25 protein-coding genes and 1 riboswitch are annotated in these 26,469 nt (G+C 66.0%); of the genes, 11 read left to right on the forward strand and 14 right to left on the reverse strand.

The genetic code is table 11. The features are described from left to right. Positions 1-84 precede the first annotated feature (84 nt). Positions 85-744, forward strand: coding sequence for a GntR family transcriptional regulator (locus ASD37_RS08595; RefSeq protein WP_056550561.1), 660 nt, complete (start codon positions 85-87; stop codon positions 742-744). 45 nt (positions 745-789) lie between these two features. Continuing rightward, a complete protein-coding gene (locus tag ASD37_RS08600) occupies positions 790-2,127 on the forward strand; it encodes a plasmid pRiA4b ORF-3 family protein (protein WP_056550562.1) in 1,338 nt (445 codons plus the stop codon). On the opposite strand, the gene ASD37_RS08605 is transcribed toward ASD37_RS08600, so the two are convergent. The 3 genes from ASD37_RS08605 to ASD37_RS08610 form a co-directional block, all read right to left on the reverse strand. Beyond that, on the reverse strand, positions 2,124-2,525 hold the full coding sequence (locus tag ASD37_RS08605) for a type II toxin-antitoxin system VapC family toxin (protein ID WP_056550563.1): 402 nt from the start codon (positions 2,523-2,525) through the stop codon (positions 2,124-2,126). The two genes, ASD37_RS08600 and ASD37_RS08605, sit on opposite strands and share 4 nt — an antisense overlap. Then, positions 2,512-2,757 carry a hypothetical protein gene (locus ASD37_RS31385; protein WP_156720800.1) on the reverse strand — a complete coding sequence of 82 codons (246 nt, stop codon included), beginning with the start codon at positions 2,755-2,757 and terminating at the stop codon, positions 2,512-2,514. The genes ASD37_RS08605 and ASD37_RS31385 overlap by 14 nt, the downstream gene beginning before the upstream one ends. Positions 2,758-3,255: 498 nt before the next feature. Continuing rightward, entirely contained in the window at positions 3,256-3,867 is a 612-nt protein-coding gene (locus ASD37_RS08610) for a dihydrofolate reductase family protein (protein ID WP_056550564.1), read from the reverse strand. Between the two features lie 94 nt (positions 3,868-3,961). Between ASD37_RS08610 and ASD37_RS08615 the strand changes: the two genes are divergently transcribed. After that, positions 3,962-4,957: a hypothetical protein gene (locus ASD37_RS08615; RefSeq protein ID WP_056551003.1), complete on the forward strand. Its 996-nt coding sequence runs from the start codon at positions 3,962-3,964 to the stop codon at positions 4,955-4,957. Positions 4,958-4,972: 15 nt separating this feature from the next. Here the strand turns inward: ASD37_RS08615 and ASD37_RS08620 are convergent, their stop codons facing one another. Then, a complete protein-coding gene (locus ASD37_RS08620; protein WP_056550565.1) occupies positions 4,973-6,001 on the reverse strand; it encodes an AraC family transcriptional regulator in 1,029 nt (342 codons plus the stop codon). Positions 6,002-6,125: 124 nt separating this feature from the next. Between ASD37_RS08620 and ASD37_RS32505 the strand changes: the two genes are divergently transcribed. The 3 genes from ASD37_RS32505 to ASD37_RS08630 all read left to right on the forward strand — a co-directional run bounded on the left by ASD37_RS32505 (position 6,126) and on the right by ASD37_RS08630 (position 7,839). Next, complete coding sequence (locus tag ASD37_RS32505) at positions 6,126-6,257, forward strand: hypothetical protein (RefSeq protein WP_255354825.1); 132 nt, start codon at positions 6,126-6,128, stop codon at positions 6,255-6,257. A gap of 145 nt (positions 6,258-6,402) precedes the next feature. Then, positions 6,403-6,681: a hypothetical protein gene (locus ASD37_RS08625; protein ID WP_056550566.1), complete on the forward strand. Its 279-nt coding sequence runs from the start codon at positions 6,403-6,405 to the stop codon at positions 6,679-6,681. A 165-nt stretch (positions 6,682-6,846) separates the two neighbouring features. Then, a complete protein-coding gene (locus tag ASD37_RS08630) occupies positions 6,847-7,839 on the forward strand; it encodes a metallophosphoesterase (RefSeq protein ID WP_056550567.1) in 993 nt (330 codons plus the stop codon). 70 nt (positions 7,840-7,909) lie between these two features. Here ASD37_RS08630 and ASD37_RS30890 read toward each other — a convergent pair whose 3' ends face one another. From ASD37_RS30890 to ASD37_RS08660, 6 genes are all read right to left on the reverse strand, one after another. Beyond that, entirely contained in the window at positions 7,910-8,602 is a 693-nt protein-coding gene (locus ASD37_RS30890) for a hypothetical protein (protein ID WP_082570040.1), read from the reverse strand. A 189-nt stretch (positions 8,603-8,791) separates the two neighbouring features. Further along, positions 8,792-9,385 (reverse strand): TetR/AcrR family transcriptional regulator, encoded by a 594-nt coding sequence (locus ASD37_RS08640; RefSeq protein ID WP_056550569.1) that lies wholly within the window; start codon positions 9,383-9,385, stop codon positions 8,792-8,794. Between the two features lie 73 nt (positions 9,386-9,458). Next, the gene (locus tag ASD37_RS08645; protein ID WP_056550570.1) at positions 9,459-10,634 is read right to left on the reverse strand and encodes an acyl-CoA dehydrogenase family protein; all 1,176 of its coding nucleotides are present in this window, start codon (positions 10,632-10,634) and stop codon (positions 9,459-9,461) included. A 28-nt stretch (positions 10,635-10,662) separates the two neighbouring features. After that, entirely contained in the window at positions 10,663-11,475 is an 813-nt protein-coding gene (locus ASD37_RS08650) for an SDR family oxidoreductase (RefSeq protein ID WP_056550571.1), read from the reverse strand. Next, positions 11,472-13,502, reverse strand: a complete 2,031-nt coding sequence (locus ASD37_RS08655; protein ID WP_056550572.1) for an acetate--CoA ligase family protein — start codon at positions 13,500-13,502, stop codon at positions 11,472-11,474. The genes ASD37_RS08650 and ASD37_RS08655 overlap by 4 nt, the downstream gene beginning before the upstream one ends. Continuing rightward, a complete protein-coding gene (locus ASD37_RS08660; protein WP_156720801.1) occupies positions 13,499-14,896 on the reverse strand; it encodes an FAD-dependent oxidoreductase in 1,398 nt (465 codons plus the stop codon). Before ASD37_RS08660 ends, ASD37_RS08655 begins: the two co-directional genes overlap by 4 nt. A 110-nt stretch (positions 14,897-15,006) precedes the next feature. Between ASD37_RS08660 and ASD37_RS31390 the strand changes: the two genes are divergently transcribed. Both ASD37_RS31390 and ASD37_RS08665 read left to right on the forward strand, forming a co-directional pair. Then, a complete protein-coding gene (locus ASD37_RS31390; protein ID WP_156720802.1) occupies positions 15,007-15,171 on the forward strand; it encodes a hypothetical protein in 165 nt (54 codons plus the stop codon). Further along, a complete protein-coding gene (locus ASD37_RS08665) occupies positions 15,171-16,628 on the forward strand; it encodes a cytosine permease (protein ID WP_056550574.1) in 1,458 nt (485 codons plus the stop codon). Before ASD37_RS31390 ends, ASD37_RS08665 begins: the two co-directional genes overlap by 1 nt. Positions 16,629-16,733: 105 nt before the next feature. Here ASD37_RS08665 and ASD37_RS08670 read toward each other — a convergent pair whose 3' ends face one another. The 3 genes from ASD37_RS08670 to ASD37_RS08680 form a co-directional block, all read right to left on the reverse strand. Beyond that, complete coding sequence (locus ASD37_RS08670) at positions 16,734-17,534, reverse strand: hypothetical protein (RefSeq protein ID WP_056550575.1); 801 nt, start codon at positions 17,532-17,534, stop codon at positions 16,734-16,736. A 169-nt stretch (positions 17,535-17,703) separates the two neighbouring features. Then, a complete protein-coding gene (locus ASD37_RS32165; RefSeq protein ID WP_156720803.1) occupies positions 17,704-18,150 on the reverse strand; it encodes a hypothetical protein in 447 nt (148 codons plus the stop codon). Between the two features lie 30 nt (positions 18,151-18,180). Then, positions 18,181-18,292: riboswitch (SAM riboswitch) on the reverse strand. Between the two features lie 30 nt (positions 18,293-18,322). Then, on the reverse strand, positions 18,323-19,972 hold the full coding sequence (locus ASD37_RS08680; RefSeq protein ID WP_056550576.1) for an ATP-binding domain-containing protein: 1,650 nt from the start codon (positions 19,970-19,972) through the stop codon (positions 18,323-18,325). Positions 19,973-20,216: 244 nt separating this feature from the next. Between ASD37_RS08680 and ASD37_RS08685 the strand changes: the two genes are divergently transcribed. After that, entirely contained in the window at positions 20,217-22,271 is a 2,055-nt protein-coding gene (locus ASD37_RS08685; RefSeq protein ID WP_162253249.1) for an AAA family ATPase, read from the forward strand. Then, complete coding sequence (locus tag ASD37_RS08690) at positions 22,268-23,575, forward strand: McrC family protein (protein ID WP_056550578.1); 1,308 nt, start codon at positions 22,268-22,270, stop codon at positions 23,573-23,575. Before ASD37_RS08685 ends, ASD37_RS08690 begins: the two co-directional genes overlap by 4 nt. A 120-nt stretch (positions 23,576-23,695) precedes the next feature. Here ASD37_RS08690 and ASD37_RS32170 read toward each other — a convergent pair whose 3' ends face one another. After that, on the reverse strand, positions 23,696-24,733 hold the full coding sequence (locus ASD37_RS32170) for a hypothetical protein (protein ID WP_235568026.1): 1,038 nt from the start codon (positions 24,731-24,733) through the stop codon (positions 23,696-23,698). A 230-nt stretch (positions 24,734-24,963) separates the two neighbouring features. On the opposite strand from ASD37_RS32170, the gene ASD37_RS08700 reads away from it, so the two are divergent. Then, positions 24,964-26,298 carry a hypothetical protein gene (locus tag ASD37_RS08700; RefSeq protein WP_235568027.1) on the forward strand — a complete coding sequence of 445 codons (1,335 nt, stop codon included), beginning with the start codon at positions 24,964-24,966 and terminating at the stop codon, positions 26,296-26,298. Positions 26,299-26,469 lie beyond the last annotated feature (171 nt).

The following is a 26,469-nucleotide window of genomic DNA, read 5'->3' on the forward strand; positions in this document are numbered from 1 at the left end:
AAGGGCGCAGCGCTTGTACATCTCTTGTATACACAAGGTGTGCGTCAAGTGTCCAGTAGTCTGCGAGCATCGGAAGGAGTCGACATGGCCGTCGAGGTCTCTGAGTCGGGGGCGACCCCGTCAGCGCGCGACCGGGTCTACCAGTGGGTTCGCGACGAGATCATCAAGGGCACGCTTCCTCCAGGCCGGTTCCTGGACGAGGTGTGGGTGTCCGAACTGGTCGGCACGTCCCGGACCCCGGTGCGCGAGGCGTTTCACCGACTCAACTCCGAGAAGTTCATCGACCTGCTGCCGCGGCGGGGCGCGCAGGTGCGCAGCGTGACCTCGCGCGAACTCGAAGAGGTGTATGCCTCACGACGGCTGATCGAGGGGCACGCAGCGCGCGAGCTGTGCCTGGCCGAATCCGGCGCTCCCGAGCCCCTGGACGGGCTGGCTCAGCGGATGGAAGATGCTGGACAGGAGCAGGATTGGTTCACCGTGGCCCGACTGGACCGCGCATTTCACCGCGCCATCGTGGAGGCACACCACAACTCCGTCCTGACCGAGTTGTACGACGCGCTCCGGTCGCGCCAACAGCGGGTGGCGGTGCGTGCGTTGCAGATCCGGCCGCAGCGGGTTCCCGAGATCGACCGCCAGCACCGCGCGATCGTCGACGCCCTGGCCCGCAACGACGTGGACGGGGTGGCGGTGCTGCTAGACGAGCACCTGCGCCCGATACCGGAGATCACCGCGGCGTTGGGGTAGCTGCTTGCGGCTGCGGTCCAGTCGAACCGATCTAAAGTGAGCGGGGTGAGCGAGCGACCGTATCTCCGTCTGGTGCCGGAACCGGTGTCGCGCCCCGATCTGCGTCGAACACGACGGCGCGACGTCGTCGTGTACCGGATCCGGGCAGACATCGACGATGCGACCCCACCGATCTGGCGACGCCTAGACGTGCGCTCGAACCTGACGTTGGATCTACTACACCAGGTGCTCCAGGTGGCGTTCGACTGGACCGACTCGCACCTGCATCGCTTCTCACTCGGTGGCGGCGCGTTCGACCACGACAGCCAACTGTTCCTCTGCCCCTACGACGTCGACGACAAGGAGTGGGACGAGGACGACGACGGTCTACCCGCCGCCGCGACCCGACTCGACGAAACCCTCACCGAGCCGGGCGACGTTCTCCACTACCTCTATGACTACGGCGACAACTGGCAACTGACGCTTCGCCTGGAAGAAGTACTACCCGCCGAGAGCGACTGTCTCGCAGCTCTCGTCATCGACGGTGAGCGTGCCGCGCCACCCGAGGACTGTGGGCACCTGGTCGACGCCGAGAGCCTCGCCGAGGTAGTGGCCGACCCCGCGCTGTTCGAGCCGGAGCGACTGAACAAGGGATTCGGCGATGCGTACTTCGTTCTGCGCGAAGCAGGCGTCGACGTCCGACTGGTCGACATGGTCCATCAGCTCACGTACACCACGTATGGCGACGATCTGACCACGACAGCGCTCGCACTGGCCGGGCCGGAACCGGTGGACGCCATCGACTGGACCGCGCATCTTCGGGCCTATCAGTGGTTCCTCGACCGGGCCGGCGACGGCGGCATTCCGTTGACGACGGCCGGATACTTGAAACCGGCCGACGTCGAAGTGGTGTCGAATGTCGTTCCTGCGATGCATGATTGGTTCGGTGAGAAGAATCGCGAGACCCACTGCTACCCGCTGCTACGGTTCCGCGAAGGCGTGCAGTCGATGGGACTGCTACGCAAGAGCAAGGGCACGCTGGTGCTGACGAAGGTCGGCGAGGCGGCGCGCGGCGACACCGGCAAGCTCGTCAAGCATCTGGCAAGCCGACTGATTCCGAAGTCCGGTGACGAGTTCGACGTCCAAGCGACCTTGCTGATGCTGGCGTACGCCGCGGCGTCCCCCGGTGCCGCTGTTCCGTTTCCCACGATCTTGGCGCTACTGGCCGAACTCGGGTGGCGCCACCCGAGCGGTCAAGCTCCCAACGCATCAGTCCTCTACCAGCTGCCCGCCCACCATGCCCTGCTCAACGTGACCGACCGACCAGCCGCCCTGACCGGCCCGAGGATCGTCAGCCCGGCGGCGGCCGCATTGGCGCGAAGGGCGTTGCGCACCGACGGCTAGCTTGGGCCGCCGAGTACCTCGATACGGCACTTGGGTCCGTGCGCACGCGCCAGCCTGCCGTCCAAGGTCACCAACGTGGCGTCGAGCGCCTCGGCGAGCGTGACGTAAAAGGCGTCCCATCCTCGGACCGAGTCCCGCAGCTGCCACACACGGTCAAGCATCCACCGATGCGAATGCCGCTCACCCGGCCACTCGCGTAGATCGGCCACCGCCTGCGCGGCTGCGGTTCCGTCGAGACCACCACGCATGTACTGGGCACGAATCACGCCGAGGACTTCGACGTCGACGACCTCGGGCGCCGCTTGATCGGGTTCGGCCGCGAGTCGAGCCGCAATTTCGGGTGCCCGACGGGTATCGGCCACGACCTCGAAAAGGCACGACGCGTCAACGACGAGCATCGGGCCACTCGCCGCGCCAGGCGTCCAGGTCAGCCAGTACGTCCGCGGTGGTGATCTGCGACGGCCGTCGTCCCGTGCGGCGTAACCACTCGGCAACAGACGGCCGAGAAGCAAGGCGCGTGGCCTCACGGCGTAGCAACTCGGGGACTGTGATCCCGTCCTCAGCGGCACGTCGCACCAAACCGGCGTAGACATCATCGTCGATGTCACGAATCTGCACGGTCTTCGGCATAAGCGCATCATAACATGCACATTTGCATGAGCTGATGCGCGCGAGGTGCGAGGGAACAGGTGGCATGTCTTCGTGCTGGGCGCCGAGCACCACGAAAGCCGGTTGACTGCCGGGGACTCTGGCCCCACTGTCCTTCTCGGGTCCTAAGCGCGAGACCTACGCCACGGTCGTGGTTTTCGCGACTGAACGCGAAACAACAACCGTCACGCACGTCTCGGCCATAGCTCGGACAAGGACGTGCATGGCCGGCGGAGCGTGCGCTGCCCGCCGCGACGAGCCCGTCCGACGTAGTAACACGCACGCTCGCGGAGGGGCGACGTCACCGTCCGGCATCGCGGATTTGGCCTGAATCCTCAGCCTCGGGACGATCGGCGGACTGGGGACAGGACCTGTTTGCGTTGACGGCGGCGGAAGCAGGTCATCGCACCTGGGGTTCACGCACCCGTACCGAACGGCGCAAGTCCAGGTCCTCCGACTCCAAATCCCAGGGTGAGGAGCTCACCCGAAGACGCGGTAGCGCAGGTGCGCCACCCCGGGCGCCTCGAGGACGCGCGCCAACTCCAACCGCGGGCTGCCCGCGTCGAAGCCGTCGAACAGCCGCTCCCCCGCTCCGAGGATCACGGGGCTGACCTGAAGGTCGATCTCGGTGACGAGGCCCGCGCGGATCGCCTGCCGAGCACACGACGCGCCGCCGGCGATGCTGATGGGCCGGTCCCCCGCCACCTCGAGCGCCTGCGCGTAGGCCGACTCGACGCCGTCGGTGACGAAGTGGAACGTCGTCCCCTTCAGCGCGATCGGATCGTGGGAGTGGTGGGTCAGCACGAACACCGGGCAGTGGTACGGCGGTTCGTCGCCCCACCACCCGGTCCAGTCCGAGTCGCCCCATTCACCGCGCACCGGTCCGAACATGTTGCGGCCCATGATGGTCGCGCCCATGCCGTCGAGCATCTCCGAGACCACCTGTCGGTTGACGGGGTGATCCGCATCTGGCCCCATGTGCCAACCGTGCAGCAGCTGGCCGCCGACACCGAGCGGATGTTCCTCGCTCTGATCGGGACCCGCGACGTATCCGTCGGCGGAGATCGACATCGAGAGATTGGTGCGCGGCATGGGTCCTCCGGTGGAGAGCGTATGGGGTGACGTGGGGCAGACCCGTGCGGTCGGCGAAACTCATCTGTCAGACGTGCGTGCCACCATCGAGGACATGACCGACGATTGGTTCACACGCCTCACGGGATTCCCCGAGGGAGCCTACGACGTCACCCGCGGCTTGCTGACGGTTGACGGCAACCAGCTGGTTTCGACGGTCACCGGGGCACGGCACGGCATTGGGACCCTGGCGGTACCGACGCTGGCACAGGTACGCGGTGGCACGACTTTCCCTGTCCCACAACGCTCCACGGTGCGATGCGTGACCGGAGAGGCCCGGTCGATGCATGCCGACCCCGAGCTCGCAGGCGCACTGTTCCAGGTGGCGTCGCAGTTCAACCTGCTGGAGATGACCAGCCCGAGCGTCACCCCCGAGGACGGCGTCACGCGGTACGTCACCGATCGCACGCAGGGCCCGGCCTGTGCGGTCGCCGCGGGCGCGGCCACGATCTACCGCAACTACTTTGCTCCCGTCGGCGACGAGTGCGGCCAGACGCGGGACCGCCAGATCGACGCCCTGGCCAACATGGGTGAGGCGTTGTCGGCGACGCTGAACCGGCCCGTGACGGAGCTGTGGGCGATGCGCAACGGGTACGCGTTGTGTACGCGCGAGGGGCTGCGGGTGATCACCGATCTCCTCGAGCGCGGCACCGAGCAGGACCGTGACGACCTTCGCGCGCGGCTTGCCATCGGCCTCCATCGCGACGTTCAGGTGACCGATGTGGCCGAGCCTCGTCGGGTGTCGCAGGCGTTCTGCTCGGCGCTGCCGGTGGCGTACGGGGAAGGACGGCCGGCGGAATGGGAGGCCTTCGCGCGGCTCGTCCTGGAGGCGGCGTACGAGGCGACGGTGCTCGCGGCCGTCGGCGCAGAGTCGAACGTCGTGCTGTTGACCCGGTTGGGTGGCGGGGTGTTCGGCAACGCCGACGCGTGGATCGACGACGCGATCGTGCGGGCGATCGAGATCGTGACGGACGCAGGGTTGGACATTCGGCTGGTCAGCCACGGCCGCGTGCACGACTCGTTCCGGGCGATCGAAGAGCGGTTCAGCTGAGCAGCCCGGCCAGTCCTACGCGCCGCTCCGCAACCGCTGACTCCCCAAACCGGCCCGATACTGCCGCGGCGTCATCCCGAACCATCGTCGGCAGGAACGGTTCAACGCGCTCTGTTCGGAGTAGCCGAGGAGGCCGGCGACGTGCCCCAGAGTCAGGTCGGGTTCGGCGAGATACCGGCCGGCGTGTGCTCGCCGTTCCGCCTCGATGACCTGCTGGCAGGACGTGCCCTCCTCCGCGAGGCGGCGCTGCAACGTCCTGGGGTGCATCGCGAGTTCGCTTGCGATCACCTCGACGCTGCATTGTCCTGTCGGAAGCAGGTTTCCGGCGAGATCCGCCACTCGCTGGGACAGCCGCGCCGCCGGCGGCAGATAGCGAGCGTCGAGGTACTTCCTGGCAATCCGCCTGGTTGCCGTGTCCGCACCCTCGATGGTCGTCGCAGCAAGCTCAGCGGAAAGCTCGAAGCCACACCAGGTTTGACCGAATCGCACCGGACACCCCAGCGCCTCCTGATACGCCGCGTCGGCACCCATCTGCGCGTGCAGGAAGGACACCGAGGCGGGCACGGCGCCCGGGCCGCCCAGCGTCTGGATGATGCGCACGGCGACTGCCATGCCAACCTCGTAGCCCTGCGCCAACTCCGGGAGCTGACATTCGGTCGCTTCGAAGGCAAACGCGACGTCGGGCCCCGTGGACCACGGCGCCCGCGCCAACCGGAGCGCCGGTGAGTGCACGTAGAGGTAGCGCGCGATCGCATCCGCGGCGTCGAGCACGGTGCGCGCGTTGCGGGCGACGACCGCAATGGGACCCAGGACGTCCAACCCTCGCCATTTGGACAGGCGCAAACCGAAGTCGGGGCAACTCAATTCGTCGGCGCTGGCCGCCAGCATGTGAACGTAGGCGTCGAAGCTGATGAACGCGCCCTCCTGCGCGTCGGCGTCGCGGGGAATGCCAAACCGTGACAGGAACTGGTTCGCGTCACCTCCGAGTTGGTGGACCAACTCGCGATATCCCCACAGCGCGGTCGCACGGATGAGACTGCCCATACCCGTCGCTCCTTGTCGGGAAATGATAAAAGTGTGTCGCAGAACGTCAAGACGCGCCAGTACCCCACCGACCATCCTTGAGGTAGAACTTCTGCGGCACCGCAGGGTTGACCCAAGGAAGGCCATGAACGCACTCCGTCCCGACGAACCCGCCACCGCTCGTCCGGTGACGCTCGAGACGCAGGTGCATCGCATCGGCCGCCGCTTCTGGCCCTACATTCAGGACCCTCCGACCGTCATCCGGCCGGCCGTCTAGAACTCGCACGCGAACGCCGTCGTCGGCGATTCGCCCACGCTCAGTCGACCTCGTCCTGAGCCGCGCCCACTCACCATTTACGAGCACCGCTGCCGCGGTGCCCACGTCACCCCCGGCACGTGCCTGGGGAATCGCAGGAGCAGACATGGATACCCCACGCCGAAAGAACAAGTCCCACATCGTATGGACCGCCGAACACGACACAGCACTGAGACGACTGGCAGACGCCGCAAGCGAGGTCAAGAAGGCCGACACCACCGCCTCCCGGCGGCAACTCAGATCAGCGGTCGACGCCGCCCGCGACGTGGGTGTCGGCTGGACCAAGATCGGTGACACCCTCGGAATCGCTTCCGGTAACGCCTATCACCGTTACCGGAAGCGCGCGGACCAGCAGCGGTGCGACGCGAATGGGGCCCAGGGCTGAGCACTGTCACACTTCTGCGCTACATTCTGTTTGAGGGGTTGACCACCGGTTCCCGGACGTCGGTAAGCCAGTCGTCAATCCCGTTCGCGGCCCGATGATTTCGGCGAGCTGCTGATCGACGTGCTCTGCGCGACGGAGCCGGAGGCCCCAACAGAAGGAGACGCCATGCCCGCGTCCGCAGAGTCCACCGCCAGGTTCGACGAGAAGGGTTACGACGTCATCGGCGACGTCCACGGCTGCGCGACCGAGCTGACGGTACTTCTGGACCGTTTGGGCTATCGGGCGAACCCGTCGAGCGGCGCATACGAGCATCCGACCCGGCACGCCATCTTCGTCGGCGACCTGGTCGACCGAGGGCCCGCCCAACTGGAGGTGCTGCGGATCGTCAAGGGCATGGTCGACGCCGGGAGCGCCCAGATCGTCATGGGCAACCACGAATTCAACGCCATTGCCTACGACACCCCTTCACCCGATGGCGGGTTTCTCCGGCCGCACACCGAGAAGAACACTGGTCAACACCAGGCGTTCCTCGACCAGGTCGACGGCGACACCCGCACCGAGTACCTCGACTGGTTCACGACACTGCCGCTGTGGCTGGACCTCGGCGGTCTGCGGGTGGTGCACGCCTGCTGGCACGAACCGTCGATGCGAGTCATCGAGGAGGTGCTGGGGGCGAACCGGTTCACGTCACGTGATCAGCTCGTCCGAGCGACGGCGAAGGGCGATCCCCTCTACGAGGCCGTCGAGGTACTCCTTAAGGGGCCGGAGATCGACCTCGTCGGGCATGGGCAGCAGCCGTACTTCGACAAGGACGGCAACGGGCGCATCCGAGCGAGGGTGGCGTGGTGGGACGACGGCGCCACGACCCTCCGCGCGCTGGCCGTTATGGGCACGAACTTCAAAACCGTTGACGGCGAGCCGTATCCGCTACTTCCCGACGCCGAGGTGGAGGCTGGCGATCAGTCCTACTCCTATCGCGGAGACGTGCCGGTCTTCTACGGCCACTACTGGCGCGAGGGACGACCGCAGCGCGGAGTCGACTTCACCGATCGCACCGCATGTGTGGACTTCAGCGCGGTCAAGTCCGGCGCGCTGGTCGCCTACCGGTGGAGCGGCGAGCGGGAGATCCGCGAGGATCACTACGTGAACGTGAGGTGAGGGCCGCGGCGGATGGCAGAACGGCCGCCTCGCGTAGTCGCGAGACGGCCGCCCCTTCAATCAGGTCGGTTTACAGCGGGATCCAGATTCCGAAGAAGTAGAAGCCCCAGGCGTTGAAATTGGGCTCCCAGATCGGGGTCTCGTTATAACCCCAGTAGTTGACGGGCCCGTAGTTCCAGAACGCACCCGGAGGCGGCAGCGGCCGGTCCCAGCCGGCCCGCGGCGGTGCTCCCCATCCCCACGGCGCTGGTCCGCCACCCCACGGCGCGTCGCGCCAGCCACCGAACGCGTCCGGGGGCCGCGGACCCCAGTCGTGACCGTCCGGTCCACGGTTGTCTCCCGGTCCGCCGGGGCCACGGAAGTCGCCGGGTCCACCGGGTCCACGAGGTCCACCGGGCCCGCGGTCGTCGCCAGGACCACCGGGACCACGGAAGTCTCCAGGTCCGCCCGGCCCGCGGAAGTCACCAGGTCCGCCGGGGCCACCTGGGCCGCCAGGTCCACGGTCGTTTCCGGGCCCACCCGGCCCGCGGAAATCAGCTGGTCCACCCGGACCACCTCCACCCGGCCCACCCGGGCCACGGGGTCCCTGCGGGCCACCCGGTCCACCTCCACCTGGGCCAGGCCCTCCCGCACAGAACGGCGGCTGGCAACCTCCGCCACCACCGCCAGGAGCCGCGAAGGCGACCCCTGAACTGCCCGAGATGAGGGCCAGCCCGATCCCGCCGGCAAAGGTCACCCCTGCGACGGCTTTCTTGAGGTTCATCGTCATTGCTCCTTAGTCCGGAGCGGTTGCTCCGAGTCACCCGACCCAAAGAAACACTACATAGCCAAGCTATGATTTATTCCGGTGCCGGCTGTGGGGCGACTGCCAGGCGCAGTGCGCGTGCCCGGGCCGACGCGCGTCACTTGGCAAGCGAAAGAGCACTTCAGCGGTACAGAATCGGGGGCAACCCTACCCCTCGATCACACCACTCACGAATGCCTGACACGTCTCGCGCATCGTCGCCAGGGTCATGCTCGACGACTCCAGCAGCACCTGCACTGCCAGCCCGTCGAGCATGCCAATCAGCATGTTGGCCAACAACACCGGATCTCCGGCCCGAGCCGTGCCCTCGCCCTGCGCCGCACCGATCACTCCGGCGACGACGTCGCGCCACTGGCCGTAGAGCCGTTCGTTGATCTCCTGCAGCACGGGGTCGCGGCTGCCCTCCGCCCACAGCGCGAGCCACACCTTCCACGCGCGCACCGAGAGGTCGTCACTGGGCAGGTACGAGTCGACCAGGTCGTGCAGGATCGCCAGGCTGTCCTTGCCCGACGCCAGCAGCTCGTGCCGCCGGGCCAGGGAATCCGTCAGGTTGAACTCGAACGCCGCGGTGATGACGTCCTTCTTCGTCTCGAAGTAGTAATGGATCGTCCCCGAACTCACACCGGCCTGCTTCGAGACGTCGGACAATCGCAGGGCCGGCACGCCCATCGACGCGATCGCCGCACACGCCGCGGCGAGGATCTGCGGTCGCCGCTCGGCTTCCACGCTGGGACGCGGCATCGGGGCCCTCCGGTCGGCTGGTGCTACTGGCGCTCCGATCGTACAAGTCCGTTGACTGGCGGGCCGGTCAACTTCAGCCCAGGTTGCGGGAGATCACCAGCTTCATGATGTCGCTGGTGCCCTCCTCGATCTCCTCCAGCTTGGCGTCGCGCATCCACTGCTCCACGGGGTACTCACGTGAATAGCCCCATCCGCCAAGGGTTTGCACCGCTGCGTGGGTGACGAACATCGCCGTCTCCGACGCGGTCAGCTTCGCCATCGCGGCGATTCCGCGGGCCGGGGCACCGCTGTCGATGATCCGAGCGGCGTGCAACACCAACAGGCGCGCCGCCTCGATGCGGGTGGCCATGTCGGCGAGCCGGAACGCCACGGCCTGGTGCTCGACGATCGCCACGCCGAATTGCTTGCGCGTCTTCGCGTACTCCAGGGCGTATTCGTACGCCGCCCGCGCCGCGCCGACCGCGGCCGCACCGAGCACCACCCGGGAGATGTCGAACGTCCCCATCAGCCCGTAGAAGCCCTGCCCCTCCTCACCGAGGCGGTCCTCCTCGGGCACGAAGACGTCGTCGAGGAAGATCTCGCGGCACACGATGGCGCGTTGGCCCATCTTCTTCATCGGCTCGCCGAAGCTCAGACCCTCGGTGTCCTTGTCCAGGAGGAACGCCGAGATGCCCCCCGAGCGCTTGGTGGTGTCGGTCTTGGCGAACACCACGTAGAACTCCGCGGCGCCGGCGTTGGAGATCCAGGCCTTCTGCCCGTTGATGCGGTAGCCGCCGTCGACCCGGGTGGCGGTCGTGACGATAGAGGCTGCGTCCGAACCGGATTCGGGTTCGGTGGTGGCCAGTGAGGTCATCACGGCCTTGGGTCCAGTCAGCGGTGTCAGCCACCGCTTCTTCTGCTCCTCGGTGCCCAACACCATGATGGGGTCGGAGAAGAAGCCGTTGGAGCACACCAGGTTTCCGATGCCGGGGTCGCCCCAGCACAGCTCTTCTTGCACCAGGCACTGGGTGAAGACGTCGGTGAAACCGCCGCCGCCGAACTCCTCGGGGATCATGAAGTCGGTGATGCCGACGGCGGCGGCCTTGGCGAAGATGTCGACCGGGGTCACGACGTCGGCCTCGTCGACCTCACGGCCCCGAGGCCGGATCTCCTTGGCCGCGAAGTCGTGGCACAGTTCCACGATTTGGCGCTGCTCGTCGGTGAGCGGCCAGGCCGGGATGTTGGTGGTGGGGTTGGTGGCGATGGCCATGTTCGTTCTCCTCGGTGTGCTGAAAGTGCTAGGTGCGCTTGGATGAATCGGTGTAGAGGGACTTGCCGAGCCACTGACCGCCGTCGACGACCAGCACCTCTCCGGTGACGTAGCCCGCGCGGTCGCCGAGCAGGAACGCCGCCGACTCGGCGATCTCCTCCGGTGCGGCGAACCGGTTGGCCGGAACGCTGGCCAGGACCTCGCGGCGGGCTTCCGGGTTGCCCCACAGCGCAGCCCCGGCGCCCTCGGTCTCGGTGGGACCGGGAGCCAGGCAGTTCACGCGGACTCCCCGGCCGCCCCATTCGACGGCCAACGTGCGGGCCATCGCGACGACGCCGCCCTTGGCCGCCGCGCTGTGCACCGTGCCGGGATGGCCGTGCCAGGCGTAGCTCGCGATGACGTTGACGATCGAACCGCTGCCCTGCGCCAACATGTGCCGGGCGACGGCATGCGTGCAGTAGTACGTGCCGTTGAGCACGATGTCGGTGACCGCCTTCCAGCCGCCCGGCGACAGGTCCTCGGACGGGACGACGAAGTTGCCCGCCGCGTTGTTCACCAGCGCGTCGATCCGGCCGTGGGTGTCGAACAGGGCGTCGACGGCCGCCGCGACTCCGGCGTGGTCGCGAACGTCGCACACCACCGCCTCGGCCGATCCGCCGGCGTCGACGATGCGTCGCACCGTCTCGTCGAGGGCCTCCTGCCGACGGCCCAGCACCGCGACGGTGCCGCCCGCCCGGGCCCACCGCTCGGCAATGGCGCGTCCGATGCCCGACCCGCCGCCGGTGACGAGAGCAACGCGACCGGCGAACTCGGCCGACAGGTCCAGGGTGAACTGGGTCATGATGCGTTGTCTCCCATGATGAGTCCGTCCACGGCGAGGACGCCGCTGGCGGTCACCCGCACCGGGTTGAGTTCGATCTCGGCGATGTCGCGGCGGTGCGCGACGAGGTGGGACACCGACACCACCAGCTCCGCGAGCGCGGCCACGTCGACGGGCGGTCGTCCGCGCCAGCCGTGAAGCAGCGGCGCGCAGCGCAGACCTTCGAGCATGGACGTCGCCGTGGCGTGGGTCACCGGTGCGCACTCCATCCGGACGTCCCGGTGAATCTCGGTGTCGGTGCCGCCCGCCCCCACGACGACCACGGCTCCAAGCTGGGGATCCCGGCGTCCGGCGACGAGGATTTCGACGGCGGCGGCCCGGGTGTCGTGTTCCTCGACGACGTAGTCGCCGTCGCCGAGGCGATCCCGCATGTCGTCGAACGCGGCCGACAACTGTTCGGGCCCAGCGATATTCACGACGACGCCACCGACTTCGCTCTTGTGCTCCAGCCAACCGGCCTTGAGCACGTAGGGCGACTGCAGGTGACGCGTCGCCTCGGCCAGGTCGGCCGCCGTGCGCACCAACACACCGCGCGGGAACGGGACCCCCGCGTCGGCCAGCAGGGCACGGGCGGCCCAGTAGCCGGGCGCGACGGGCGCGTGCGACGTCATCGTCCGTATCGAGTCGGTGCGGACAGCCGTTGCCGCACGGCCGATCACGGCCAGTGAGCGCATCGCCGACTCGATGCGGTCGAAGACGGGGACGCCGCACTGCTCCAGCACCATCGCGGTCGCGGACTGCCGCGCCATGGTGTGGACGAGTACGGGTACTCCCGTGGCGCTCACCGCGGCGCCGAGCCGTTTGGCCACCGCGTGTTCCGCGTCGGCCAGGGACGCGGTGTCGTCGCCGTAGCAGCCGAAGTACCCCGTCATCACGACCGCGTCGACGTCTCCGTCGGCGATGACGCGCTCGACGAAGGCAGCGTAGTTCTGCAGATCCCGCTCGCCGGCACCGGCCAGGTCGACCGGGTTGTCACAGGCGGCACCGGCGGGCAACTCGGCCGTCAAGGCGTCGGTGAGCGCGGGCGGGAACGTCGGAACCTCAAGTCCCGCAGCGGAGGCCACGTCAGCCGCAATGGCGCTCTGCCCACCGCTGTCTCCGACGACGGCGACTCGGCGGCCGCGGGGCCAGGGTGCCGCGAGCAGGGTCCGCGCGACATCGACGACCTCGGTGGGGGTGTCGACGCGGATCACGCCGGCGGCGCGGCAGGCGGCGTCGACCACGTCGAGCGACGACGTCAGCGAGCCGGTGTGTGTGCGGGCCAGCCGCGCGCTCGCGGCGCTCGCGCCGACCGTCAGGAGAATCGTCGGCTTGCCCGCCGCGCGCAGCCTGCCAAGGGTCTGGAACAGTGCCTCGCCGTCGGTGAAGCTCTCCAGGTACAGCGCGACGACGCGGGTGGCGTCGTGGGTGGCGAGGTCGTCGAGCAATTCGGTTGCGGTGACGTCGGATTGGTTGCCGATCGACACAAACCGGGAGATCCCGAGGCCGTGCCTGCGCCCGACGGCCACGAGTTCCGAACCGAGCTGCCCGCTCTGGGAGACCACGGCCAGCGGGCCGGGCGTCGGCCTGCCCCACATGAGCTGCAGCTCGGTGGTGGAGTCGTAGATCCCCAGGCTGTTGGTGCCGATCAGTCGGGCGCCGCGGGAGGTGATGCGGCGGGCGAGGGCGGCGTCGTCGGCGACTCCCGCCGTGATCCCGAGGAAGCCGCGCACGCCGCGGTCCAGGGACTCGTCGACCACGGCGTCGACGTGGCCTGCGGGCACGCACAGTGCGACGAGGTCCGGAGTGTGGTCGAGCGCGGCGACGCTCGTCGCGCAGGGGTGTCCGAGAACGGACGTGGATCGACTGTTGACCAACGAGATTCGGCGGCGGTGTTCGGCCTGGAGAGCCCCGGAGGCCAGCCAGTAACCCCACTTGGCGGGATCGTCGGAGGCACCGACGACGGCCACCGACGTCGGATCGCTGAAGACGGCGAGATCGGTGGTCATGACCGCAGTGCCGCCGTCACCTCGGCCGCCGCACGATGCCCGGAACCGATGGCACCGTCGATGTAGCCGTTCCACACGCTTGACGTCTCCGTGCCGGCCCAGTGCACGGGTCCGCACGCGGTGCGCCAGCCGGTGGCACCGTGCTCGGTCCAGACTCCTGGTGCCGGGTTGGCCGCGTAGCCGCCGCGCGCCCACGGGTCGTCGGGCCACACCTTTTCGTGGTACTGCAACGGGTTTCCCGCGCGCTCACCGAAGATGGCGGTCAGCGTCGCCAACACGTCGGCCCGCCGTTGCTCCGGGGCGAGCGCCGACCACCGGTGCTGCCGGTCGGCGTAGACGAACGACACCAGGACTCCGACGCTGCCGTCGTCGGGCGAGTTGTCGAACACCACGCCGACCGAATTGTCGCCGTAGGCGGTGGCCTCGCCGGAGTAGCCGTCGGCGCGCCAGAACGGGGTGTCGTAGACGGTGTGGATCTTGGCGACGTCACCCATCGGAGTGCGCTCCATCCACCGGTTGCGGGCCTGCGGAAGTGGAGGGCTGAACCGAATGCGTACGGCGGCAGCGGGAGACGCCGCGACGACCACGCGGTCGGCGAGCACCTGCCCGCGGTCGGTGTCGACGCCGACGCGGCCGTCGTCGAGGGTCTCGACGTGCCACACGGGGGTCTCGAGGACGACCCGGTCACCGAGGTGCTCGGCGATCGCCAGCGCCACCGCTTGGGCGCCACCGGTGAAACGGCGTTCCTGCGCGCAGCCCTCGGTCTCCATCAGCTGGTCGAAACCGCCGGCCGACGCGACGTAGAACAGCAAGTGGAACAACGAGATGTCGCGGGGTTCGACGGTCCACACACCCTGCACGGCGAGCGCCAGGCGCAGACGCGCGTCCTCGTCGGGGACGGTGCGGTCGAGGTAGGACTGCACGGTCTCGGAGTCCCACTCGACCAGGCGTGGGTGCGCCGTTGGATCGTTCAGGTCGATCGTCGCGGCCCACTCGTCGATGACCTCGGCGGCCGCCACGTAGGCGTCGACGCCGGGCGCGCCGTCGGGTCCGGCGCCGTGGAAGGGGCGGCAGACACCGTCGGACCACAGTTCGAGGTGGTCGCCGGTGTTGTAGGTCGGGAACGTGGTGCAGCCGAAACGCTCGGCCGCGGCCAGAAAACGGGTCTGCGTCGGGCCGACCCACTGCCCACCGTGGTCGACGACGAGGTCGCCGGCGACGCGTTCGGACAGCACCCGGCCGCCGACGCGGTCCGAGCCCTCGAGCACCAGCACGTCGACGCCCTCGTCGTGCAGCGCCAATGCTGTTGACAGACCGGCATACCCGGCTCCGACGACCACGACGGTGGCCGTCGGCGGCGGTACGACATTCGACATGCGGTCGACGCTATTCATAACTGGCGCGCCAGTCAAGTATTTCCCGTGAGTTGCCTCTCCCGCTTGACAGAACGTGACTGGAGCCACAAAGTAAATAAACTGGTCCGCCAATCAAGAATGAGGTCTGCATGGACGACGTCACGTTCGACCGGGAACTCCGCGAACGGTTGCACCTGGTCGACAACCCGGACGGGCCGACGATCATCGTGCCCGACCTGCCGCTGAAAGACTTTCTGGTTGCGGTCATCTCGCTCGTCGTCGTCATCGCCGCACTGATGTGGTGGGCATACTGATGACCCATCTCCTCCGCGGCGGCAAGGCCTCGAAGACCGCCGTCGCCACCGACGACTTCGACGCCACCCTCACCGAACTCCCCCTGCTCCCCCAGGAACGGATCTGGGGATTCTGGCAGCACTCCTGGGTCAACATCGGCCTGGCGGTGGCCACCTGGGCCTTCCTGCAAGGCGCGGCCGTCGCCTACTACGTCGGCGTCGTGCAGGCCATCGCGTCGATCGTGATCGGCTACGGGATCAGCGTCCTGCTGATCTCGCTGGCGCCGTGCATGCCGTCGGTGAAGTACGGCATCGAGCAGTTCGTCGGGCTGCGCAGCGCGTTCGGCAAGAACGGCGCACGACTGGTGATGGTCGCCGCGTCCACGGTGTTGGCCGCGGCATGGTCGGCCGTGCTGGCCATCATGTTCGGCCACGGACTGGTGACCGTCGTCAACCAGATCTTCGGGGTCGAATTGTCCCAAGCCGGAACGGCCGCAAGCCTTCTCGCGCTCGTCGCGATCATCGTCTCGGCCCTGATCCTGGCCCGCGGGCCGGTGTCGGTCGAAGCGGTCTGCCGGATCATCGCCCCGATGCTGGTGGTCATCCTCGTCGGCATCATCGTCATCGTGTTCACCCACAACACCTGGCCCGAGCTCGCCGCGCTGGAACCGCTGGGCGGCGTCAGCGACGACAACCACCTCAGCTTCCTGCTGGCGATCGAGCTGAACATCGCCGGCGGCTTCGCCTGGTGGCCCAACATGGGCAACCTGGCCCGCCTGAGCCGCACGTCCCGCGCGGGCTTCTGGCCGAACTGGATGGGCATCTTCGGCGCGTCGGTGGTCGCCGCCGCCGTCGGCGCGCTCGCCGCCCTCTCCCTGCAGATCGACGACCCGACCCAGTGGATGATCCCGCTCGCGGGCGTCGTCCTGGGCGTGGTGGCGCTGGTCATCGTGTGCCTGGCCAACGTCACCGCCATCCTGTCGCAGGGCTACGCGTCGATGGTGGCGCTCAAGGGCGGCGGCGGCCGGGTGTTCCGCACCGCGGCGTGGCCGTGGCTGATCGCGGTCATCCTCGGGCCGGCCGCGATCCTGGTCTTCTTCCCGGCCGCGGTGTACGACAACTACGGCCGATTCCTGTCCTGGGGCGCCGTCGTGCTGGCGCCGCTGTGTGGCGTCCAGCTGGTCGACTACTACATCCTGCGTCGGCGCCAGCTGCACGTCCGCGATCTGTTCCTGCCGCCGAGTGAGTCGCGCTACAGATATTGGAAGGGCGTGAACGTGGCGGCCTTCGTCGCGGTCGCGGCCGGTGCGGTCACGTATTCGCTTCTGCTGAACCCGGTTTCATACGAACCCAGCGAGCTGTTCCGCTACACCACGGCGTCGATCCCCGCGTTCCTCGTCGCGGGTCTGGTGCACTACGTGTTGACCCGGCTGGTGGTGCAACCGCTTGGTGTGGGTGGATACGAGCGGCGGGCCTAGGGGTCCTGTTCGCCGCCCGCCTCTCCCCGGATGCCGCTGCCCTGCATCCGGGGGGGGTTAGCGGATCCTCCACAGCCGCATGCAATGCCAGCTGATGTCTCGCGCTCACCACCTGGTGAAGCAGATTCCACACCACCAGTTCTCGGACGTCTCACAGCACCCACCGGCTTGCTCCCAGGGCGGAATGTTGGGGTAATCCGACGGCATGCCGTAGAAGATCTCGCTCGCACGGCGCCCACGGCACTGGGGGCAGGATGGGTTGAGCGAGAACTTGTAGTCGACGAATGTCGCATGGCCGTCGTCGGCCATGCGGTCGCGACAGTGACGGCACACCACTGCCGGCCAGTCGGGGAAACCGAGACTCGGCGACTCGCTCTGCATCTGCGGGTCGACAGTATGGACGAACAGCCGATCGCGGGCTTCCTCGCCGGTCAGATCGATCACTTGATTGCAGCCGTCGCACCGCCCGCTGAACCGCAGAAGCGTCCGCACTTCGGCCATGGCGTTGTGGCCGAAACGAGACTCTGGAGCACCGGCGTAGCGGCACTCATCCAGCGAGAGCTCGACCTTGACGGCGTCATCACCGTCGAATTGGTATGGAAGCGAACCGAACCCGAACCCGAGCACCCTCATGAGCGTGTAGAAGTCCACCACGTTGGGGTTACAGAGCGTCCGAGAAAAGGCGGCTCGGCGTATTTCGCGGGACTCGTCCACATGCGCGACGTCGGCCAGGATCGACGGCGGGTCCGTGTTCAAGACGAACGCCACGGTGTCGCCCTTCTGGCCCTCGTCTGGCCAGTCGCGCCACGGCCGATAGGGCGATCGCGGCTCCAGCAGCGTGATCACCGCGTCCTTCCAGTCGGTCGACTTGAGGATGTGCAAGCGATGGTGGGGAGGTAACTCCATGAGCCCATTCTCCAAGTAAGGTATGACATTTCGGCGTTGCCTCACGTAGCCAGGAACAATCAGCGGTGGCGTATGAGCCCGCGCCCTAGAAGTGGTTGGCGGGCTGCTGACGCCGAGGCCAAAGTCGCTGCGATGCGTCTCTCGGTCATCAACGCCTCATCGACGCGCGTCAGGGTCGAGATCCGCCGTTCTGGTGTTCCGTCGCGTGGCCGACTGCCGTGTTCCGCCAGTCGTCGGCACCCATGGACGTCCCCTCATGCCTCAGCCAATGGCACCCGAGGCACGCTGCGTGAGCGACCGACTCCACCGATTCGAGCACGATGCCGGGGTGGCGCGTCGGCCACTTCTCGGGGTTGAAACCATAGGCTGCCTCGTATTCGGTGCGCAGTGCCTCGCGTTCGTTCCAGAGGCGTTGGGCAACGTTGACACCGGTGGTCATGATCTTGAAGCTGATCCATGGACTCGTCTTACACACTGGAAAGAGGACGTCGTGGTACGGACCCCACGAATGAGCTGTTGATCTTCCCGGAGTCCAGGAATCGACGAGCTCTGGCTTCGCCGGCGGACCGCCTGGGCCCCAGTACAGCGGTACCTCACGGGCGTCGTCGTCGGTCATGGTCAACTCCTCGCGCGAGCCTCCGCCCGGGAGGCGCTCTTGCCGACGCCGATTGGCGCCCGCCGCTTCGTCATCCGAGCCACCCACGAGCGTGGGGTTGGCGCACCGCCCAGTCGGAGCTTGGCGACGGTGTCTCGTGAAGCTAATTCAGAGTAGCGCGGTGGGCCGACAGTCAGTCGACGTTGAGCCGGCGAGCGAGTTCCGGGCCGCCAACCTCGCGGATGAAGTCGGGGTCTCCGCAGACGACCAGTTGATCTCGGGCCCTGGACAATCCGACGTAGAGTCGCTCTCGGGAGCGCTCGAACTTGGCATCCTCGTTGACGACGAGCACGACTGCGCGCCGCTCGAGACCCTTGAAGCCGAGAACGTGGCCGTAGAAGACTTGATCGTTGTCCCAGAAGGTGTCCCAGTACGCCTTGTGCCCGTCGCGCTGCCGTTCGGTCTGCTCGGGGTGACGGCTGCCCGTGGTGAGGAGCGCGAGATCCTGTTGGCGCCAACCTTCGTCGAGGAGAAGGTCGATCTGATCGTCGCCGACGCCCAGTGCCTCGTCACGGCTACAGGGCACGAAGGTGACGGCTGGGCCTTCGCCGCCGAGGAAACGCATGGGGTGGTCGACGAGTGGCTGGAACGCGTTGGCGATCTGACGGGTGTTGCGCAGGTTGTGGTCGAGGATGAGCGGGACCAGCGGCACGGGTGGGGAGCCGTGTCGGTTGAAGACGCGCTGACCTTCGTCGGAGAAGACGTAGATACCGCCCTCGACGGGATCCTTGAGGGCGGCGAGCAGCGGGTCCCACCAGGCGTCGGCGAAGTCCTGCGCCTCATCGACGACGATCGAGTCGAAGCGGTGGCCGGGCTCGAGTTGGGCTGCGAGGTCGGCCATTTGGAGCGGCAGGTCGTGCTCCCAGAACTGCACCGTCTCGTCGTTGCGGAGCGACTCGTCAGGGCCGGCAGGCGCACCCCACTTCTTGCCAAGGTCGTGGAACTCGCCGACGTAGTCCGGCTGCTGGCGCCGCGGCCAGGTGGCGGCGATGCGTTCGAGGTAGGACGCCAAGCCGTGGGAGTAACAGACCAACGCGACCCGCTGTCCCTTCTGGGCCAGCCGACGGGCCTGCTCCATGGCGAGGAAGGTCTTGCCGCTGCCCGCTCCCCCGCGGACCTCGACGCGGGTGAGTAGACGAGTGGCGTCGAGGATGACGGCCTGATGTTCGGTGAGCGCGTCGGCGGCATCCTCGTTGGCTAGGGCGCGGGCGACGACGTCGCGTTGCGGTAATCCTCTGCCGCTCAGCGATGTTCTGAGTTGCTCGACACCGTCTTGTGTCAGCAGCGGGCGGTCGAGCTCTTGGCGGACCAAGATTTCGCGCAGTTTGCCGACGAGGTTTGGCAGGTCGGTGCGGTCGATGACCTTCCAGCGCGGGCACTCAGGGAGGTCGAAGTCGGCCGGCAGTTCGGTGTTGGGCAGAACGACGACGTGATCCCACCGCAGTCGGCCCTGTGTCCAGCGCGGGTCCTTCTCGATGAAGTCCCGCAGGGCATAGCAAGCTTCCCTGGCCTGGCGGACGGGTTCAATCTGGAACTCCCGACCGCCGCGCTTCTGCCACCAACCCTCGCCGTCGTGCCAGACCTCGCCACCCTTGACTTCGAGGCACACGATGCCGGCACCCTCGATGGCGACGGCGAAGTCGACCTCGTGATCCTTGAGGTGGTCGGTGACGCGCTGACCGGGAATCACCAAGTCGTTGGCCTCGAGCTGATCGACGAGCGCCCGCCAGGTGCTGCGTTCAGAGCTGTTGAGGCGGGGTGTTTCTGTGACGGTGATGGTCAAGTTCTCTCAGCCCTGCTTGATTGGCACTTCCACTGATTGCATGTCCGCGCCTCCTGCTCGACGCGAGGCGAGTTTACGGATTCAACGATGCTATCGATGCCATTGCCGCCTCGGCGGCAAACGAGCGAGGCGGTCCTGGCGCCAGAATAGCCGACCAAGGTCGGCGGGGCTCTCGTCTGCTCGTAGTCTGGCTAACGACGGCGGTAACGATGCTAACTGCGGCGTGTGCGATGAAGGGGTTCGAGTGGAGTTAGAGGAAGCGCTCAAGATTTTTCTCCCTCGCGGTTCGGCGCTACGTCCAAAACAAGACCAGCAACGGTCGGCCTTCCTCAACCGCTTTCCCCTCGCAGCGTGGCCCCAGCTGGAGCTCGACGCCTATGCGTTGAACTCCCCCGACTATCGGAACAGCTACTCGTACTATTTGGAGTGGGGGACACCAGACCTCGGCAGCATTTCCGGCGGAAGCGCGCAGAAGCACGTCATCTTCAAACGAAACAGTGGCGAGTGGGCATACCCGAGCGGGTTCGGCAACGTCGAATCCGCTTGGGACGGTCTGCGTTCGGCCTTCGTGAAGATGTTCGAACTCGCACAGCAAGGCGATTGGACCTCGACGTCGGAAATCGACATCCTGCGCGGAGCCAAGGTGGTCCGGCTGAAGTCGCTCTTCCTCTATTTCCCCGATCAAGTTCTGCCCATCTACAGCACAACTCACCTATCCTACTTTGCGGACAAGTTCGGACTCGATGCGTCCGGTGATGCCATAGACATCAACCGACGGGTCCTTCGCTACTTGACGAATCTCCCCGCCCTGGGCGGGCTCGATTCGCTGACCTTGGCTGGCTTCCTGTACGCCTGGTCTCCGCCGCCCGGAGCGCGGGCCGTCAAGTACTGGAAGGTTGCGCCTGGAGCGCGCGGACGGCTGTGGGACGAGTGCCTCGCCGGCGGTTACATCTGCGTCGGATGGGACGAAGTCGGCGATCTCTCGCTATTCAATACCGAAGACGACTTCAAGGTCGCCTTCACCGCGGCGTACGCCAACGAGTACAACGGCAACAAGTCGGCCATCACGCAAAAGTCAAAAGAACTTTGGCGAATGATGGAAATGGCCGAGGGCGACAAGATCATCGCCAACCGTGGCACGACCGAGATACTCGGCGTCGGCACCGTCACTGCAAGTGCGTACCAATATCGCCCGGAACGGGTCGAGTACCAGCACACCGTAAACGTCGACTGGGACATCAGCGCTGCTCGTGTGCTCACTGAACCGGTGAAGCGGTGGGCTACCACGACGGTCTCCAAGATCGCCTCGACCAACGTCGGCAAGCTGCTCAACCCGACTGCCGGGGGGACGTCGGAAGCCTCGGAGCCGACAATCACTGCGGCCGATGACGACGAGCTCGCCTACATCATGTGGAAGGACATCCTCGACCGAAAGGGCCAAGTCATCTTCTACGGGCCTCCGGGGACCGGAAAGACTCGCGCGGCAAAGGGCTTCGCGGCCTGGTTGCTCCGCCGCGAATCCACGGGGCGTGACGATTTTCCAGTTCGCCTAACCGAGGTCACGTTTCACGCCTCCTACGCCTACGAGGACTTCATCGAAGGCTTTCGGCCTGTCAGCGGTGAGCGGGAACTGAAGCTAGAACTGCGGGACGGCATCATGAAGCGAGTGGCCAGGACCGCACTGGCCCATCCCCACAAGTTGTTCATCCTCATCATCGACGAGATAAATCGTGCCGACGTGCCAAGGGTTTTCGGAGAGCTGATGACAGTCCTGGAAAATGGACGGCGCGGGGAGTCGGTCACATTGCCCACCAGCGGCGAGGCGCTGACGATCCCAAAGAACGTCGTCGTGCTCGGGACCATGAATACCGCCGATCAGAGCATTCGATCGCTCGACGCCGCACTACGTCGACGCTTTGGGTTCATCGAGCTGATGCCGGACGAGGACGTATTGGATGCGACGATCGACGGCCTGCCGCTTGACCAGTTCCTTCAGGCACTCAACCAACGCATCGTCCGCATCGCCGGGCGCGAGCGCCAAATCGGGCACTCGTTCTTCCTCGACAACGGGGTGCCGATCGAGTCCGCTGAGGCCTTCGGACAAATCATCAGATCGGACATCATTCCGCTGCTCCAAGAAATCGTCTACGACGACTACACCCAGCTGAAGGAATTCCTTGGCAGCGCCGTCGTCGATGCTGGTGGGTCGCGGCTCACTCCCATCGTAAACGACGACGCTCAGCTAGTAGCCGCCTTGGCCGACGACTACAACCTGATAATTCAGTCGACACCCGAATGATCGAGTTGCCCGAGCACGACACCGAAATCTCCGAAACAACAACCATTCCCGTTGATCAACAAGAGCAGATGGCCAACGTCTTGGGCAACCGGCTCGGCATCACGTGGCTGTCCGACAAACGAGTCCAAATCCGCTCGTCTTCATGGGTGGGGAGCATCCACCTCACCCAGGACCTACAGGTACGAGTCATTCCGAAGCTGGCCGGCAACAGCTTGGGCGTGCTGACGATGCTTGCGATCACCGATGGCAGCCCACTGCTTGACCTTCCCCAGTATTTTCGCGGTCTGTCCGACGACCCCGACGAGGACGCGACACAGTTGTTGTGCCGACTCGTCGTGACTCACACCGAGAAAGTCCTCAGTCGGGGACTCGTCCGAAACTATCGCGGCCACGCCGATGATTTGCCATATCTCCGTGGGCGGCTCGATGCGTACCGGCAGGCGACCGTCTACTTCGGGAAGTTCACCGAATTCGCTTGCGAATATAATGAATTCGATCGCGACACGATCGAAAACCACATCCTGCTGGCAGGAGTGCGAGCCGCCCGCTGGACGACGACCTCCGCGAGCGTGCGACGGCGTGCAGCAGATCTGGAACGCCGACTGGCCGACGTTGCTCCAACGCTCCCCTCCCGTCGAAAACTGATCTCGGCAACTGCAATTGTGTACGGGCGTCGCAACGGCCATTATCGCGTGGCTCACACGTGGTGCAGATCTCTGCTGCGCCAAGGCCAGGTCGATGACGTCGATGCACCTGCCGCGTCCGAGATTCAGACATTTCTCATCAACATGAACGCACTGTTCGAACGATTCGTCGATTGGCTGCTCGCGCTTGCCTTCCCTGAAGACGGCATTGATCTTCAGGCTCAGAAACGCAACCGCTCACTCATCACCGTCAACGGGCGCCATCGGCAATCCATAGCTCCCGATGTGGTCCTCTCGCAGTCCGGACGGAAGGTCGCAATAGATGCCAAATACAAGAAGTACGACGAATCGGACATCTCTGCGTCAGACGTCTACCAGCTACTGCTATATGCACAGTGCTACACCGGGTTCACGGCGATCCCGACCTCCTACCTCATTTACCCGGCCTCCAAACGAATGACGTCACCTGTGGTCGTTGAACTAACCATCCCGACTGATGTCGGTGCGCGAAAGGTTCGAGTTAGCGCCCTGGGAATTCCGCTCGCTGAGATTGTCAGCGGCCTTCGGGTCGGTCAGCATGAGCCGCTCCGAACGGCCGTCAACGAAATTCGCGCCGAGCTACCGATCACGCAGGGTGCGTCAGCACCGTCTCATAAGTAGCCGACACGATCTTATCGAGACCCGTTGAAGTCAACGTGTAGATCTCGTCTCCCGGAGCCACCACAGCCAGGATACGTTCCAGCAGTTCGTCATCGAGCTCACATGTGCGGTCGGACCCACTCACGATGCATCGCCAATCGATGGGTGCACAACGATGGGATAACCATGGCGGAGCGCGACCACTGACGGATCTGGCGTGAGAACTACTGCCTCATCGATGTCCAAGGAGCCGACCGCGACAGGATCGGTGTAGCCCTCGGGCGTCCAGCGGTGTAGCGCTCCTCGCCATAGAACGCGGTAGTCCCCGTCGTCGAGTTCGAAGAACGCGCCGTCGGGTAAGGCGCCGAAGGCCATGCGCGGACGTGGCGCTCGCCGTAGGCCGGTGAGCAGGTTGTCGAGCTCGGCAGCAGTGTCAACGGCGTACTCGAACCTCAGTGCATCCATGTAGGGCTTGTAGGAGTGTCGTCTGCACGTGGGACACGGCCGGTGGCCGGCGGCGAATGCGACGGCCTCATCGAGGAAGAAGAGCTTCGCGTACTTCCGGGGCTCCCTAAGTTGCCGCTCGAAGTGCAATTCGCAGACCAGCCATCTGTTGCCGTACGCCCTGTTCCCCATGAATGTTCCACGCGCGGTGGTGGCGACGAGCTCTCCGCTTGGACTCACTCGGTTGCACTGCGGTGCAGTCGATCTGGACTTCTCAGCCGCCGAAGGCCCTGCCGGTCCCGACACCGACGGACCGTCGCTAGTTTCTGTCGATCCGTTCCGAGTCGGGGGTGCCGCGGTATCGCCGGGCGCCGAGTCACCTTCGGTGAAGTAATTCTTCAACCCGTAGCGCTCCGCCGGCCCCGGGCTGAACCCAAAGTTCGGGCGTGTACGCCACTGGGTACGTCCTGACGGATTCGGCCGCAGCGTGAAGTTCGCGCGTCGCCATTCGACTGTGGCGACCATTGTCGATTTGTCGACCGCGGTGACGACGCCAAGTGCATGGATGCGGCCCTGTAACCGAGCCTCATCCCACGTAGCGACGAGAATGCCATGTCCAGCACGCAAGTCGTCCATGCCTGCGGGCACCGTGAGCGATGGCGTGTCGATGATGTCCGTTACCGCCTCGACGCTGCCGGAATCCATTCGCCAGAACTTCCTCACGACCGTGGACACGCAAGCCCTCCCCTGTGCGACTCCCGATTTCGCGCCGAAACCTGTATCAGCGAGGCGCGACTGTATCCCTAAATCGGCGGCGTTGCCGGCGAATGAGTTGCACTCCCCATACCGGGGCGGGCCGGTCGCGCCCGCTCCCCGTGGTGTTGGCTCGGGAGGTTCAAGCAGTCGCCCCTAGCGGGTATGCACTCCTGCCTAGACTGGCGCCAGCAACGACGGGGAGGGCCAACGTGGTCGACGGGAACATGGACGGGCCAGACGATGGCTCCGATGAAGCCTTGCCAGCAGTGATTCTCCGAGAGGGTGAAATCGCCGTCTCGGTGCAGGCAGAGGGTCTGCTCGTCGCAGGTGATCCTACGGAGATCGAGGCATACGTCGACCGGATCCGCGGCCTTGCAGGCAACGCCGTCGATGTCATCGGTGTGAACAAAGCGACGGTCGGCAATGCCACCGGACTCGCGGCGGGTGCCGCGGCGTTTCTCGGGCAGTCTGCGACGTTCGTCAAGCTGCATCCCGACAGTGTCAAGGCGATCGAAAAGGGCCGGCTGATCTCGGGCGATCCTGGCTTCTACCGGATGATGACCCGCGGCGCGGACAACAAATTCGTCAAGCAATTGCAGTGGCAGAAGACCAACGTCACTCCGGCGCGCTTGGCGTCGATGCAAATGGTGGCAGTGCAAATGGCTTTGAAGACAGCGATCGCCGAGGTGGAGGAGTCCGTCCAACGCGTTGAGGGCAAGGTCGAGGAAGTGCTTCGGCTCGCTCACGCGAACAGGTCGGGCGATGTACTCGGCGACCGGGTCACCATCGACCGGATGGTCGCCTACCTAGACCGGCACGGATCGTTTTCCGACGCAGACTGGGATTCGATCGCGGGCATCGGCCCGGCGCTGAACCGGACCGTCGAACAACTTCGTCATCACGCTGACCGAACTTTGAAGTCTTTCGATCCGGCGAAGCCGATACAGGAACGCGCCGAGTTCATCGTGAAGGCGGTGGAGGGCGATCAGCTCGGGGAAACGCTCAGCCTGCTGGTCGTAGCACAGGAGTCGCTGTTCAACTGGCAGCGTCTGCGCCTGTCGCGCGTCGAAGAGACTCAACCCGAGCATCTTCAGCAAGTCATGGACGACGCACGCGAACTGCTCGCACGGCAACTGGTCGAGGACGACGCGCTGTTCCAGCGGGCGCGAGAAATTCTCGAAGCCGTCGCCAAGACCGAAGCGCTAGACGGCTTCCGGTTCCTGTCGGTCAAGGGGCTTCAGCGCGACCTGCCCCAACTGCGTGCAGATCTTGACCGGTTCGCCAAGGCACGCCGTGCCCATATCCACGAATGGGACGATTTCAAGGCGCCGAGTGCGAAGGAAGCCGCGACCGCCGCCCTGGACCGTGTGACTGATACTGCGACGACGGCTTATGGCCTCGCCAGTGAGACCGCGACACTTGCGTTGGGCGCCGCGAGCGAGGGCATCGACCGATTGGGCGGATTCCTCGGGCGTGCACGCGAGAAGTCCAAGTCTTTACGTCGCGAGAAGCCAAGCCAAGGCGATGAGCCGAGTGAAGACTGACGTGTCACGATGTCGGCAACAACGGCTGTGATTCGCTTACCGCCCATGGCCAGAGTGGCTCAACGACTTTCGCGGAGCCAACCCGAGTCCACCTCAGCGCTACGTTGGGAATCCGTTGCGACCGCCGTTCTCACACAAGGAAGCAAGTTGGGACAACCCCGGATCGCTGGG

This window comes from Mycobacterium sp. Root135 (assembly GCF_001426545.1).
Taxonomy (GTDB): Bacteria; Actinomycetota; Actinomycetes; order Mycobacteriales; family Mycobacteriaceae; genus Mycobacterium.